Origin of the sequence: Chryseolinea sp. H1M3-3 (assembly GCF_029360725.1) — a bacterium.
Lineage (GTDB): Bacteria > Bacteroidota > Bacteroidia > Cytophagales > Cyclobacteriaceae > Chryseolinea.
Genome location: NZ_JARKMY010000001.1, coordinates 77,236 through 92,615 on the forward strand (window position 1 = coordinate 77,236; position 15,380 = coordinate 92,615).

12 protein-coding genes are annotated in these 15,380 nt (G+C 43.8%); all 12 read right to left on the reverse strand.

Annotation, left to right across the window (positions count from 1 at the left end; translation table 11 throughout):
• Positions 1-82: 82 nt before the first annotated feature.
• Positions 83-1,609 carry a gluconokinase gene (locus tag P2W71_RS00280; RefSeq protein ID WP_276365481.1) on the reverse strand — a complete coding sequence of 509 codons (1,527 nt, stop codon included), beginning with the start codon at positions 1,607-1,609 and terminating at the stop codon, positions 83-85.
• Positions 1,587-2,513, reverse strand: coding sequence for an AraC family transcriptional regulator (locus tag P2W71_RS00285; protein WP_276365483.1), 927 nt, complete (start codon positions 2,511-2,513; stop codon positions 1,587-1,589). Before P2W71_RS00285 ends, P2W71_RS00280 begins: the two co-directional genes overlap by 23 nt.
• 955 nt (positions 2,514-3,468) lie before the next feature.
• Positions 3,469-4,554, reverse strand: a complete 1,086-nt coding sequence (locus P2W71_RS00290; protein WP_276365486.1) for a dihydrodipicolinate synthase family protein — start codon at positions 4,552-4,554, stop codon at positions 3,469-3,471.
• 6 nt (positions 4,555-4,560) lie between these two features.
• Positions 4,561-5,574 (reverse strand): NAD-dependent epimerase/dehydratase family protein, encoded by a 1,014-nt coding sequence (locus P2W71_RS00295; RefSeq protein ID WP_276365488.1) that lies wholly within the window; start codon positions 5,572-5,574, stop codon positions 4,561-4,563.
• A gap of 73 nt (positions 5,575-5,647) precedes the next feature.
• Entirely contained in the window at positions 5,648-6,730 is a 1,083-nt protein-coding gene (locus P2W71_RS00300) for an amidohydrolase family protein (RefSeq protein WP_276365491.1), read from the reverse strand.
• Positions 6,731-6,734: 4 nt separating this feature from the next.
• Complete coding sequence (nagA, locus tag P2W71_RS00305) at positions 6,735-7,919, reverse strand: N-acetylglucosamine-6-phosphate deacetylase (protein WP_276365494.1); 1,185 nt, start codon at positions 7,917-7,919, stop codon at positions 6,735-6,737.
• 11 nt (positions 7,920-7,930) lie between these two features.
• Positions 7,931-9,244, reverse strand: coding sequence for a sugar MFS transporter (locus P2W71_RS00310; RefSeq protein ID WP_276365497.1), 1,314 nt, complete (start codon positions 9,242-9,244; stop codon positions 7,931-7,933).
• Between the two features lie 27 nt (positions 9,245-9,271).
• Positions 9,272-10,024, reverse strand: coding sequence for a glucosamine-6-phosphate deaminase (locus tag P2W71_RS00315; RefSeq protein ID WP_276365500.1), 753 nt, complete (start codon positions 10,022-10,024; stop codon positions 9,272-9,274).
• Between the two features lie 58 nt (positions 10,025-10,082).
• Positions 10,083-11,213, reverse strand: a complete 1,131-nt coding sequence (locus tag P2W71_RS00320) for a DUF5009 domain-containing protein (protein ID WP_276365502.1) — start codon at positions 11,211-11,213, stop codon at positions 10,083-10,085.
• Positions 11,213-12,610 carry a Gfo/Idh/MocA family oxidoreductase gene (locus P2W71_RS00325; protein ID WP_276365505.1) on the reverse strand — a complete coding sequence of 466 codons (1,398 nt, stop codon included), beginning with the start codon at positions 12,608-12,610 and terminating at the stop codon, positions 11,213-11,215. The genes P2W71_RS00320 and P2W71_RS00325 overlap by 1 nt, the downstream gene beginning before the upstream one ends.
• Positions 12,611-12,787: 177 nt before the next feature.
• Positions 12,788-14,080: a prolyl oligopeptidase family serine peptidase gene (locus P2W71_RS00330; protein WP_276365508.1), complete on the reverse strand. Its 1,293-nt coding sequence runs from the start codon at positions 14,078-14,080 to the stop codon at positions 12,788-12,790.
• A 79-nt stretch (positions 14,081-14,159) separates the two neighbouring features.
• Complete coding sequence (locus tag P2W71_RS00335; RefSeq protein WP_276365511.1) at positions 14,160-15,380, reverse strand: Gfo/Idh/MocA family oxidoreductase; 1,221 nt, start codon at positions 15,378-15,380, stop codon at positions 14,160-14,162.

The following is a 15,380-nucleotide window of genomic DNA, read 5'->3' on the forward strand; positions in this document are numbered from 1 at the left end:
GTTACGATGAGCATATTGCCTCAGGCATTATGCGTAGTTTTGGAAAAAGAAGCAGCAACATCTTCGAAACAGCCAAACTGCCTCAGCTCATGGGATCATGTTGAAGTTTGGCAATTTCTTCAAACTCATCATACAATTTTGTACTTAGCCGTTCGAAAACAGCGAAGTACTTCTGATATAAAGTGTGGTTTTGCTTTTGAGGTTTATACGTGGTGGGTAACAATACCGTCGCGGCAGCTTCATCAAGATTTTTATAAACACCCATATCTATGGCGCTTAATAAAAACGAGCCTTGTGCAATGCTATCAGGATTTTTACCGACGCTTACAGGCTTGTCAAAAATATCAGCGATCATCTGTGCGCAAAATGGCATGGATGCAAAACTTCCATTAACCGTAAGACTGTTGATCACGCGGTGCTCCTGGAGGATCTTACCGATGCTGTAAATTTCATAAAGAATACCTTCAATAACGGCTCGCACAAAATGTTGCTTTTCGTGCTTGATGTTAATTCCAAAGAAGGTTCCGCGGGCATTGGCATTCCAAATGGGCGCCCTTTCTCCAAGTAAATACGGCAGGAAAATCAATCCATCGGAGCCAGCAGGCACTGCGTTGGCTTCCTGAATAAGATTTGTTAACGTATAGTCTAGATCAAAAGGAGTTTTAAAATCGCCGAAGTGCGTTGCAAACCACTCGAAGATGACTCCGCCATTATTGGTAGGGCCACCAGAGAGATAAAACTTATCGGTTAGGAGGTAGTTAAAAAAACGCTGCTTGCTGTCTTTCAATACTTCTTTACCGACGGTACGAACTGCTCCGCTATCTTCAATTGTAACAATAGCTTTACCCTCGCCCCAAACGCCCCCACCCAGTGTTGCAAGACATCCATCGCTCGACCCGATAATAATTTTCACATCGTCCGTCAATCCCAGTGATCGTTGATATTCTTTTCTCAATTTACCAGGAGAATAAAACACCGGAACAACGTCTGGCAATTTGTCGGCCGTGATACCTGCATAGTGTAGTGCATCCGGTTCCCATGAGAGGTTATAAATATTCAGCAGACCTGTGGCCGACGCCAGGCTATAATCCAAAATGTATCCCCGGGTGAGCTGCTGAATTATATAACTTTTGATGGCGACAAATTTATACGTCTTCTTAAATCTTTCCGGATCATGCCTGCCAAGCCATGTAATTTTAATAAGGGGTGACATGGGGTGAATAGGCGTCCCTGTAGTGTCATAGATTTTTTTTCCCAGCTCGCTGCTCTTCAATTCGCTCGCTTCCTTCTTTCCCCTGTTGTCGGCCCAAGTGATCGCATTCCCTAATGGCACACCATTTTTATCAATGGCCAACACACTATGCATCGATGCACAGAAACACATTGAAATTACCTTGTAGTTTTTGGGATGAACCTTCTCGCTCAACAAATTTTTGAGGACGTATAACATGGTGATAAACATTTGTTCCGGATCCTGCTCGCTGTAATCCGGTTCAATGTGGAAGGTGGGATAAGATCCTTTCGCTGACGCAATAGCATTCCCGTTGAGATCAAAAGCCACCACCCGGACTGCATTAGTTCCAAGTTCAATCGTGATTACGCATTCCATAAGATTGGGGATTGTCTAAAGTGTTTTGGGAGGCATTCCTTTTTCTAAACTGCCCGGGTGTATAACCTGTCAGCTTTTTGAACGTTGTCGAAAAGTGTTGCGACGAATAAAATCCTGTTTCAAGTGCAATGTTAGTGAAATTTGCATCCGCTCGCTTCAATAGTTTAATTGCCTCCGAAATCCTGATATTGATCAAGTAGTTCATTGGCGAAAAACCTGTAAAACTTTTTACTTTTTCTGTAAACGATGTTGTTCCCAGACCGAACAATGCAGCCATTTCCTCTACTGACCACTGATGCGCTAAATTGAGACGTAATGTTCGTTCAAGTTTCATGAATGTTCGCGGAAAATCTCTTCTGGAGTCTGCCTGAAGAGTGGATTGTCGTGCAACTGAAATGAACAATGAATCGATGAGATGATTGACACGCGTGAGATATCCAATTTCCTGGCTCATGATTTCGGAACGGATTTTACAAAGGATGTTTGCAGCTTCCTTTATTTTAAGTACCGGTGTTTTATTAAGAAGCAGGATATTGCCGATGGCGAGTCGCTCGCTCTCTGAAATACTACTCCAGCTTCCGAGCATACCAGCTCCCTGCTTAACATTTTCAACTTGAATGAATAACCTATATAATGTACCTATATCGAGAAAACCTTTTGCGCCGCCAATTTCTTGTCCCGGTAAAACGAAAGCAATGTCTCCAGGGTACAGCGTATGGGGACATTGGTTGAGAATCCATTCAAATTTCCCGTCAATCACGCAGTAAATTTGAATACTGTCAGAAACCCCAATAACAAACGAGTCCAGTTGAATTGTACTGTTTTTCGTCAAAGCAAATTCCTTGATGTGTGGAAACAAATCCAGATCTCTTGATGATTCTTTCAATAGAGTAAACTGGTTCATGCCTTCAATTCCGGGTAGGTAATCTGATCGCTTGTTGTTACGTCGCCTATTTTCCTAACTACACTGATGTTACTAAACCCTATTGCACCGTCCGACTACTGACACATTAAGTGTATTTAATACAATTATAATTTTAGCAACGCAGAAAAACAAGTATCGTTTGTGAAAACGATTGCATTAACCGAAGACAATGATAAATCGAGCAGTCTTATGCCGGCGTAAATGAGGATTTCATGTTGGGTGTGTTACTTGTCAATGCCTGATTTCTTTAATTTTGGCAAGCCTGTATCAGGCTATGATGCAGTGTCATAAGTTGTTCCGGTGAAGTACACTGATGTTGTTTTATCTCAAGGATTGCTGAAATTCCGGGTACGGATATTTACAGAAATTCAACCTGTGATGTAAGCCCAATCGGGGCAACGTGAATTCGTTCGCGTATTCGCGGCAGGTTTTTGAAAAATGAAAAAAATTTGGCTATTTGAGTTTAAAAAACCCCGTTTTTGACCACTGAAGCAGGATAACCGTTTTTATTTTCATCTTACACCGATTGATTTTCACGTTTTACATATTGTACACGTGAAAATACATCTGTGTAGTCAGGCTACACATCTTTGGCACCCCGTTATACATCTGTAACTTCCGGTTATACATATTGTATTTCACGTTATACATATTGTTAGTCAGGTTATACATCTTTGTAGTCACGTTATACATATTGTACACGTGACTATACATATTGAACTTCCGGTTATACATATGTGTAGCCAGACTTACAATATGTGTAGCGTGACTATACATATGTATAACCTGAATATCAATATGTGTAGCCGCGTTATAAAGATGTATAACGTGAAAATGAATCGGTGTAAGATGAAATTTATTTTCCCTTTTTTGGAAAACAAAACATTAAACCGACTAGAAGCCACCCACGGGCATCGATCCCTACACCTGATCCTTAAACTAAAACGGTTTTACTCAGAAAGCTCGCTACAAATTGGTCATCGATGAAGTCGGGGTTGGCTTGAATAACCCTATCAATTTCGTTTAGCTGTCCAGGGGAAAGCTCTTCTTTCGGATTTAAACACCAAAGCCCTTCTAGCAACCCTTGCCTCCTCAATACTTCATGAATTCCGGGAATGCATCCATGAAATGAATTGGCGGCATCGAAGATGGCTGCATTCATGTCGGTGATTTTGATTCCGTCGGCGAGAAGCTTACCGATGTGCTCGTCATTTGTGCGGTTTGATTTTATTTCTTTTAAAAGACTTACTGCAGCCTTTGTCCACACCGCCCAGTGGCCCAGCAAACCACCGACAAATCTTTTTTCAACGGTTACACCTTTGACCATAAAGCGATAAGGCGTAATAAGATCTGCAACAATATTATCATCATTGCCGGTGTATAATGCGATTGCGTCTCTCCTACTCGAATCACAAACAGCCCTGACTACATCAAGCGTCTGATATCTGTTGAAGGCCGCCACTTTGATCGCATATACATTCGGGATTTCAGCAAACTCACGCCAGAATTGATAACTGAGCAATCGTCCTCCCACAGCAGGCTGAAGGTAAAAACCGAAAACAGGAATAACCGAAGCAACGGCCCGGGTACGCTCAATCAGATCGGCTTCCGAATAATCTTTTAAGCCGCCCATGCTAACCAGGCCGAGGTGAAATCCATACTTCCGTGCCAGTTCCGCTTCGTGAATGGCTTGCGCCGTTGGCCCGACAATTCCGGCCACCTTGATGAACGGGCGGTGTACATTTGATCGATCGATTTCTTCGGCAGCAATACGCAACACCGGTTCAAGCAGTTCTACACCAGGATTTCGGATTTCGAATTGCGTGGTATGTACTCCCACTGCCACACCGCCGGCCCCGGCAGCAAGATAATATTGTGTTAGAAGCCGTTGTCTTCTCTCGTCAAGCCTCCGATTTTCATTTAATGCAAGTGGATGTGCAGGAATAACCGTTCCTTCCTGTAAGGCTGCATTAATGGTTAAGTCAAGTTGCGGAAAGTCCATAACGTTATGCTCATTCATGTTTCTTTAAAATTTACCTTCACGTTCCTGAAAGTGTGTTGGTTTGTTCAATGTTTTACCACCCATGACAATCCACGATGCGATCACTTCCATCATTTGGTCAAGCGACACTTTTTGTTTACCAAACAAGCGATACGATTCCGACGCATTGCTCAACAAAGCCGTGTTTTGTTCCTCGTTTACAAAGACAGGTTTCGTTTTAAAAAGTTGTGCGAACTGTTCGGCTATACGCCTGACCGATAACGTATCCGGTCCAGTGATGTTTAATATCTTCGCGGGCACCGCGCAATGGTGAAGCGCGCGTAGCGCCATCTCGTTAGCTTCGCCTTGCCAGATGACATTGACATACCCCATTCGTAAATCAATGGGACGTTTTTCGTATACTGCTTTTGCGATATCCAGCAGTACGCCGTACGTTACATCATTCGCATAGTTCAACCGATAGATCAATGTAGGTGTATTATTCAACGAAGAAAAATATTGAAATACCCGTTCTCTGCCGAGACATGACTGTGCATACTCCCCAATAGGACCAGTTGGTTCTTGTTCTGTTGCACCGTCTGATTGAACCGGCATCAACGGGTATACATTTCCGGTAGAAAAAACCACGATGCGCGAGTCCTTAAATTTCTCTGCCACGCGGCCTGGCAGATAACTGTTCATGGCCCATGTCAATGACTCTTTTCCAGTGGTTCCAAATTTCATTCCGGCGAGGTAAAGAACATTTCTTGTCACTGGCAATTCCTGGAGTTGTTGATCCCGAAGCAGATCGGCTTTGTATGTTCGAATGCCATGCTGTTCAAGCTCTTGCTGCAACCCAGGCTCAGAAAATCGCGCGACCCCAATCACTTCTTTTTTTATCCCTGCCATATCAATAGCGTGCCGGGTAAGTCGGGCAAGATCAGGGCCCATTTTACCACCGACACCGAGAATGGTGATGTCACCGTCAAGCCTGGCCATATCCGATAACAGATCGTTGGAAGGTTCTAATAATTTCTGGTACAAGGAATTGATGTCCATAGGGATTGCTTGTTTTCTTCTAAATTTATAGCGTGAGATTTATTTTCGAGTCCTTTCTCGAAAATTTACTCCGTCACTCTCCTAAGATTTTCTTAGAATTTGTATTATAAATTTTTTGCAATGTGTCGTCACTGAGTCCTAATCCATGCAGGGGCCAATGATGCGAGAAAAAATCATGATAGTAAAAATGCTCATCGCTTGTTTCCAGGATGCGAAACGTAATTTGATACATTTGCTTTGAGAAGCCCATATCCGTACCGTACACAATCCTATCAGAATACTTTTCAAAAAAATCGTGCGCAAAGCGTGGAATCGGTGCAATCTCACTGTACCTGGCTGAATTGTCAGCGTAAAGATTTGGATATTTATCGAGCAATCTTCCCAGCACATTCAGATCCGTACACGAATTTGCCAGATGACAAGCAATGAACGTTGTCTTAGGATTATTCTTCACCGCATTTTCAAGTGTAGAAATCAATTGATCGTGATCCAAGATTCCTTTCTTTGTCATGTCCACCTTCCAAATGGCGGCATTCATAAGGCCATCATTGGTTGAATCAGCTTTCAGATAATTCCATTTGTCTTCCGCGACATGAACATTAACCGGCATTTTAAGTTCTGCGCACTTGTCATACAACGGTTTAAGTTGCGGGTCATCCACGTGCAGCCCCCATCCCGGCGTAGGTGTTGAATAAAATTCACCAAGTCCTTTGTCTCCTAATTCGCCCACACCTTTCGCACCTTTTTTATAACACCGTTCCAGTTCTTTGATCGCGTTCTTTTGCCATCCGGGCTTTCCGTAGCCGGTGTAATCGAAACCACACCAAATATCAAAACGGTTTTTGTAACGTGAATACTTGGTAACCACCGAATCAAACCCAGCGCCTGTTTTATACGAAAGGATAATACTCTTTGTGATGCCCGCTGCATCCATGGTTTTCACCCATTGATCTACTTGTTCATTAGTTTCCGGATAATCGTGGGAATGAAAATCGATGACGGGAAACTTTGCCTTTTCAGGTGTCGTTTGAGGAATGTTATAAATGGAAACCGGGCGAAAATCTTTCAGCTTTAGATTATTTTCATCCTGAGCGTTCAAGATGAAACTAAGGCAAAGAATACCTGATGCAAGTGCAAATGTTTTATATCGTGTCATGTTGTTATCGCTGAAATACTATTTTTCCTTTAATAATTGTTGTTGAAATCGTGACATCATGATCAAAGATTACGATGTCAGCATCTTTTCCAACAACCAATTCCCCTTTTCGATCCGAGACTCCTAAAATACGGGCAGGGGTGATCGTGATCATTTTGATTGCATCTACCAGTGAAATTTCCGCCATTGATATCATCGTTCTTACAAGACGATCGGCTGTGGCAACACTTCCTGCGAAAGAATTCCGGTCAGGCAATTTTGCGACGCCATCTTCGACGATCACTTTCAATCCGGTATTTTTGTTTCCCAAAATACTTTCCTTCACATCAGTCCCAGCCGCGCGCATAGCATCCGTTATCAGTGCCGTCCGATCGGCTCCTTTTATTTTATACACCAACTTCAAGAGTGGCGCAGGAAGATGAACACCGTCGGCAATAATCTCTACGTCCATGCCATCGATGATAAAAGCACTTTCGACAACGCCAGCATACCGGAATGCATTTCGTCTTGTAACCCCTGACATGCCGGAATATAGATGTGTTGCCAACGTATAGCCTACCTCAAAGGCTTTGATGACGTCTTCATAAATGGCATCGGTGTGCGCCACTGAAGGCAATATTCCTTTTGATTTTATATACCGTCCAAACTCAAGCGCGCCCTCCAATTCGGGAGCCGCACTCCAACGCCGAATACAAGCCGTACGGGATAAGATATCGTGATACTCTTCGACATCCGGATTACGGATGTATTTAGGATCTTGCGCACCGCGCTGGCTCATCGCAAAATAAGGTCCCTCCAGGTGCATGCCTAAAAACTGCGAGCCGTTTAGATTTTTTCCATTCGCCTCCTCATATACCTGAAGCGTCTGAATCATTTCTTCCTTCGTGCTGGTCAGTGTTGTAGGTAGCATGGCCGTTGTACCGTACTTGGCATGCGTCTCGGCAATCGTAAGAAAAGCCTTTTCATCCGCATCCATAAAATCGCAACCACCGCCGCCATGGACATGCATGTCAATAAACCCAGCAGAAATGTATTGACCACGGGCATCAATTGCAATGCTGTTATCTACTTCTACATTCTCCTCGCCGACGGATGTAATGATGCCATCTGCAACGATAAGGGTACCAGATACAATCCCCGCCGGTGTTATCAGTTTGCCATTAAATATTTTTAAACGTTGCTGTTCCATTTGTTAAAGTTCTAAAAAGACCATCGCCTGATTTTGTATCCGAAAAACGCATAGAAGACAAGATAGAGATAGCATGGGAACAATACCCAATAGGCAAGCCTGGTGTTATATTCATCAGCGAAATAGCCGTACAATAATGGGAGGATTGCATTTCCACACAGCCCCATGATCATGACCGAAGCACCGAGCTTTGTAAAACGCCCTAAACCATCCAATGCCAGGGGCCACAATCCTGCCCAAACCAAAGAGTTAGCAAGGCCAAGCAGTACAAGGAACCAGATAGAAAGGTCCGCCACGTGGCCAAAAACAGTAACCTCCCCATGAGAAAAAATAATTAACAAAGTGAGCACCGTTCCAAGCAATGTACATATGCGCAATGCGTTCAACTGGCTGATGAACTTTGGAATGGAAATTATTCCAAGAATATAGCCGCACATTGTAGCAGATAATGTATAAGACGGAAATACTTTTGCCTCCATCAGATCTATGTGCATTGAATTGGCGTAGCCTATGACCGTATCGATAGCGATCACCTGCGTTCCAACGTGCAGAAAAATTCCAATGGCACCGAGGATGAGGTGTGGAAATTGAAATATCGTTTTCTTTCCCGAGTTAGACGCTGCCACGTCAACACTTTCCATCTCCGTATTGATCTCGGGCAACGGCGAATAAAGCACCATCAACCCAAGCCCTGCCAGTACTGTACCCACGATGCTGTAGGGCACCACCACTCTCCTTATCAATTCATCCAATGCAGCGCTTCGGGCAACGGCATCCATGGTATCCAGGTCCTGAAACAGATCGGTGTCGGTCGCCTTAAAAATAACTGCGGCAAATACCAAGGGTGCCAGTATGCCAGCTCCTTTATTACAAATCCCCATGATACTGATTCTTTGTGCAGCCCGCTCTTTCGGGCCGAGCACGGTAATGTATGGGTTTGCGGCCGTCTGCAGTATGGACAACCCGGTGCCTATGGTAAAAAGGCCAAGCAGGAATATTTCGTAAGTACGTGTGTACGCAGCGGGCACAAAAATATATGCACCTACAGCCATTAAAAAGAATCCATACATCATCCCTTTCTTGAACCCCACTCTCTTGAGCAGGTAGGATGATGGCACTGACATAACGAAATAAGAAATATAAAACGCAAAGGCTACCAGGTACGATTGAAAATTGGTTAGCTCACATGCAATTTTAAAATACGGAATCAATATCGCATTGACCCATGAAACAAAACCAAAAATAAAAAACAGCAGCCCGATTATCGAGACTGAAATAATAGTTTGCCTTCTGGAGAGGGAAGCGATATCTATTTTTTCTGTCATGTTGCCGCCTGAATTTAAGATAATGGACTACGCTATATATGAACTACTTTTTGAGAGCTGTGCGGCAGAATTTTTATCCAGGTAAAGCCTGCAGTCTGCATGTGATTGCAATATACTGGCTGGGTAAAGGTTACTGATTTTCTGTTCTACTGAATTTTTGACAGCCAACGCTTTACGGCTATCCGGGACGGAACATATAATGATCTTCGATTTCATGATCTGTTTAACCGACATGCTGATTGCACGCGGCGGCACTTCATCCAACGATTTGAACCAGCCTTCACCCAATTGTTGCCGTCGGCACGGTTCGTCGAGATTTACGATGATGTACGGCCTTTCCGTGGTGAAGTCGGCAGGCGGATCATTGAAAGCCAGATGGCCATTTTCGCCGATGCCTACCAGTGCTACATCTATAGGATGGGCGCTAATTAATTTTCCTAAACGGGAACATTCTTCTTCAGGGTCTGCTTCACCATTCACCAAATTTACAGCTTTTAAAGGCGATACATTGGCAATAAATTTTTCCTGTAAATATTTTCTGAAGCTCGCAGGATGGGTTACCGGCAAGTCAATATATTCGTCAAGATGAAACATGACTACTTTACTCCAGTCAATATCTTCCGCGATAAGTTGTTTTAACGTTTCAAACTGGCTTGTGCCGGTAGCAAGAATAATGTTTGCCTTGCCTGTGGAAGCAATTGCCGCTCGTATTGCCTGTGCAGCATCAGCGCCAGCTTTTTTTCCTAACGCCTTTGCATCTTCTTTTATTTGAATATTCATTTCCAGTTTGTTATTAAGTTCGTCAATATTTTAAAAAATCTGTTATTAACAATATTTTTTATATTCTCAGAAAAATCTGCTTTCTATAGAGGAAGTAACACAAGCGCCATTCGAGCGTAAATATGCATAGCGACGCAACAATCGTACTGACTGCAACAGGTATATAAATCATATTCGACAACCCGATCACCAGCGCAAAGACATGATCATTAAACCATCGCGCTCCGACAATCTCGAAAAAAAGATAAATGAAAATGGAATTCATTCCGACAATGATAAAGAACCCGAGATATTTTTGGTGACGCCTAACATCTATCCACCAGTAACAGGCAACGTATGCCAACAAACAAATGCCTAACGAGACCAGTGTAAAGGATGATGTGGCAATGCGTTTAATGACGGGCGTTACTCCAGTTAAGTCCAACCCGATTCCAAGAATGATGCAAGCCAGACCCCAAATAAAAATCGGTTTTAATTTATTTTGGGATGACATCACAAGTTTCCCGGTCAAAGAACCGGCGATCGTATGTACCGCCGTTGGAATACAATTGATAGATGTCCATCCGTCGGGAATCATCTGGCCGGATAAAAGGAAGTCGACATAGTTTCCGAAATTCTGTTGATTGGTAAATGGCTCGTCAAAACCGGGAATATTAGTATACCTGTACAAGATCTCCGTCAGTAAAAGTAAGCCGATACACATTATTATTTGCGCTGCGAACGACCAATAAAAGATAAAGAAGGTGATGAGTAGTGTGATCGACAATTGTGTCAGCACATTGGTAAATCGCAGCAGAAGTCCTTCGGGCTGCACAGCGTAAGTGAGAATACCCAGAAAAAATAACCAGGCACAACGAACCGCTATTTTTTTAAAGGATTGCATCCATTCCATTCCTGCAGACTGCTGTTTCAATAGTGAGAGTGCAAGAGCTACACCGGCAATGTACATGAATCCCGGTTGTATGAGATCCCAGAAGTATAAGCCGTTCCATGGATGATGAAAAAATTGTTGAAGAATTTTTTCCAGGAAACTGCCCTTGGCTACATGAAGTAGTCCTTCGAAAAGTCGCGCGCTTTCCAATGCCAAAAGCACCATAATAAATCCGCGAAGAAAATCGAGCGAGAGCAAACGTTTTGGATTTTCGACGGAGGTTAAAGGAACCGTAGTCGCACTTTTGTTCGCTACCATTAAAGGATCACTTTTGTCGTTCCACCTTTTTGAAGCGAAATATCTACTGGCAGATTCTCTTTCCATGATCCTGACGTGAAGTCGGGAATATCAATTGAGTTGGATCTGTTCGAAACTGACTTCTCACTCAACGGTGCGATGGCGCTCCAGGAGGCTGCATCATAAACGTCCATGTCTACGGGCAATCCATTCCGAAGACAATCAATCGTCCGCCAGTCCATCAGAAAATCCATTCCACCGTGGCCACCCACTTGTTTGGCCATCTCCCCGACCTGCCGTACAATAGGCGCCACAAATTTGTTTTCTAGATTTTTATATTCCTCCTCCTGTACCCAATCTTCATGACCGAATGCAATCTTTCCTGGAAGCGGGTATTTTAAACAAGAACCTTTCGTGCCGCTGATTTTATGGATGCGTGAATACACAACGGATGAGGTAACATCATGCTGCAGCATGATTGTTCTCCCTTTGTTAGTTCGAATAGTAGTCGTATTCATGTTTCCACGAAATTTTTTATTGCTATAAGGCTTGTAAAAATCATCCTTCAACGCCAACTCATTCGCCATCGCAGCCATTTGAAAATCAGCGCTCGCGACCGCGACAAGATATTCCAATTTATCGCCGCGATTGATGTTCATCACTTGCGCGATAGGCCCCAGACCATGCGTTGGATATAAATTGCCGTTTCGTAAATTTTCTTTCAGCCGCCACATGTCATAGTATTTTTCTTTGGAGAAATTTCCTTCGAGCAGCGTATGAATATAAGCACCTTCGCCGTGAACTATTTCTCCAAACATACCCTGGCGAGCCATGTTCAACGTCAGCAGTTCAAAAAAATCATAGCAGCAATTCTCCAGGATGATACAATGTTTCTTTGTTTGTTCTGAAGTCTCGACCAATTGCCAGCACTCTTCTATCGTTCGTGCGCAGGGTACCTCCACACAAACATGTTTACCCTGATTCATAGCATATATTGCCATCGGGGCGTGCAATGCCCACGGTGTGGCTATGTAGACAAGATCGATATCCGTACGGTCACACATTTTTTTCCACGCTTCTGCATGACCCGTATAAACTTCAGGGTGATGACGTTTCGATTCTTCGAGCTTTTTCTTAACGGCATCTACTTTCTCCGGGCGTAGGTCGCACAGTGCTTTTATTTCTGTCCCGTCGATGTGTGTCATCCGTTCGACAGCCTGTGGGCCCCTATTGCCTAAACCGATAAAGCCGATTCGCACGGTTTCTATCTTCGGCGCTGCATAGCCGCTCATGTTGAAATGCTTCGCTTTCCCGCTTCTTCCGGGCATAGCATTACCGCCATTCACGACAGATGGGATGGCAAGCCCGATTCCGGCGAGACTTGAAATTTTTAAGAACTCTCTGCGGCTTGAATCCATTCAAATATAATTTTAGTTTTTTCTACTATAATTTTTCTTCCGTGTAATTGAACAACCGAAATAACTTATGTAAACACGCCCGCTTTAATGGACTTCAAACCATTCCAGACAACAAAAGGCAAATGAAAATAAAGGAGCCTATGCGATCCGTTGTTAATGCTCTAACATGTTGCGACCTTAGTTTTTTAACCAGCGATCAAACCAATCGAACGCATCGGCTTGCATCTCCTTGTCAAACTTATGCGGCCCGGGATAAAACGAACATTTATAGCGATCCTTTGCTCCTGCCTTCACATACACCTCCTCTAATATTTTATCTGCACGCTTCATTTCGTCCAGGGTATAAAGTTCATCGTTGGTATCGTTCATCACCAGGGTTGGAAGAGGAACTCGTAAACCTAAAATTTCCGGAAAATCCATTTCATTTGGTAGTAGCGGAACATAGGTCATCCAAGTATGATTGGGTGCTCTGTTCAAAACAAAATCCCGCCAGGTGGTCATAAAACCAACACACACGGCGCACTTTATTCTATCGTCTTGTCCGGCCATAAAAACCGTGCGCATTCCACCGCCGGAAAGTCCGCCACAGCCAATGTTGTTCGCATCAACATCAGGGCGATTGCAAAGTATATCCAGTGCCTTTTTGTCTTCTGCAAAGAATACACCGGGCCAGGTTGTTCCGGCACTAAACAGCGATTTTGAAATGACATGCTCATGATTGTATGCCCAGTCATTATAAGCTTCTACATATTTCGGGCTATCGTTATCCTGATCCGATAATCCCCCACGCCATTCAACTGGCTGCACATCTTTCAGTAATATCCTCCGACTCGCAAAGGGAAAAGTATCCGATACCAGTACGACATATCCACGTTTAGCCACCTCGTTGGCCCACGCCATATTTCCATAAGCACGCTTCTGATGATCTTCAATGATCGGATGTAGCTTGTCGGCAGTGCGGGTTATTTTTTTTGTTCCGAAATATTTTAATCCGCCGTGATCATGAAAAGCAAGAATACCGGGTAGCTTACCCTTTGCATTGAGAGGCTTTAGTATAATAGCGTCGGTGGCGGGGCCATAGGGTAATTGCCAAGTCAATTCCTCAATGTGCAAGCCATCGTATGAATACTGTTTGTTTACTTTGACTACAGGAAGCGCTCCCAGATCCGGTATCGCCAGCCGGTCCGACAACTGCTTTCGGGCGCGTTCTTTCCACGAAGTGACGTTGGTAAATTCTTTGTTGCGAAAAGAAAGTGACGGTAATTTATTTTCGGTTAAGCTGGCAGCCCACTTTCCATACGCCCCGAGCAGGCTGGATGTGTTATCAGCCATTGCGCCCTTGGCGCCAACCAAATGTGATGCAGCCTGTGCGTTATTGGTCGAAGAGGTTCCTAAACCTGCTGAAAGACCTCCAGCCAGACCAAGGCCGGTTATACCCGTTAATTTCATAAATTCTCTTCTGCTTTTCATTTATGTTATTCTTCTTATTGAGTCGATAAAGCCACCGATTGTTATACACTGATTTATTCCGGCATTCGTTGGACCAACGTTACCACTGGATATCATACTCCGGTTTCCAGGTTTGAAATGCTTCAGTGTCCATTGCTGCATTGCCCATATGAATAGCGATCGACGACAGCCCCGCATTTCCCGCATTCGACAAAGGCTTTTTACCTGTTCGGATACATTCAAAAAAATCGCGCAAGGCGAATGTGGTAGGTTCAACATCTTCTTCGCCGGGCTTTTTAAACACAATTTCCACAGGTTTACCTTGTGTCGTGGCTTTCACCGTTGCGCCAGATACACCGTCCACCGTTCCTTTTAGGTTCTCGGTTGCTTCTGCATAGATGAATGCCTTATCCCGCTGAATTTCAACCGTGGCTTTGTCTCCCAAAATCCGAATACCGTAACCGTTGTATGCGTTGGAAAGAACCGATGTGAAACTTGCTTTTATGCCCTGTGGATATTCATAAATCGTACGGACATTATCATACGTATCACGTCCATCTTTCCAATAATCTATTCCACCAATGCCAGTCACTTTTACCGGGTGACTGTCGAGCAAATAATTCACCATGTCAATTTCGTGTGCGCACAATTCTGAAAGCGGGCCACCACAGTACTCACGGTACATTCTCCAGTTAATGACCCGCTCAAGTTTAGGATCGCTCACGGGATTGCGCCAATTGGAGTTTCTGTTGTACTGGCATTCGAAGTGTGTTATTTTTCCTAGCCAGTTCTGAGAAATAATTTCCTTGACGCGGTGATAAAGTCCATAGTACCGGTACTGATAACCCACTTGAAAAACAAGTTTACTTTCCTTGACTTTCCTGACCAGGGCAAGTGTTTGTGGAATATCATATGCCAATGATTTTTCAAGATAAACATGTTTCCCAGCGTCGATAGCATCCATTGCCATCGCATGGTGCAGGAAGAGCGGGGTGGCGATAATAACGCTGTTGATTGTTTTATCGTCGAGCAGCTTTCTGTAGTCCGAATAACCTTTTGCACCTGGTGAAGCGAGTCTTAGTCCCTCCTTCAAATGCTCTGGTAAAATGTCACAACAGCCCGCAAGCTCCACGCCAGGCATTTCTTTAATAAGACTTGCCAGGCCACAACCCCTGCTTCCCGTACCAATTAACCCAACCCTAATATTTTTTCCTTCTGAAAATTTTTGAGCAAATGAAGACAACCCCAGGGCTGTAATCCCTGCAGCAGCGGTTGCCGAAATAAATTCTCTGCGTGCAATCTTGCCTTCGTTTATTTTCAT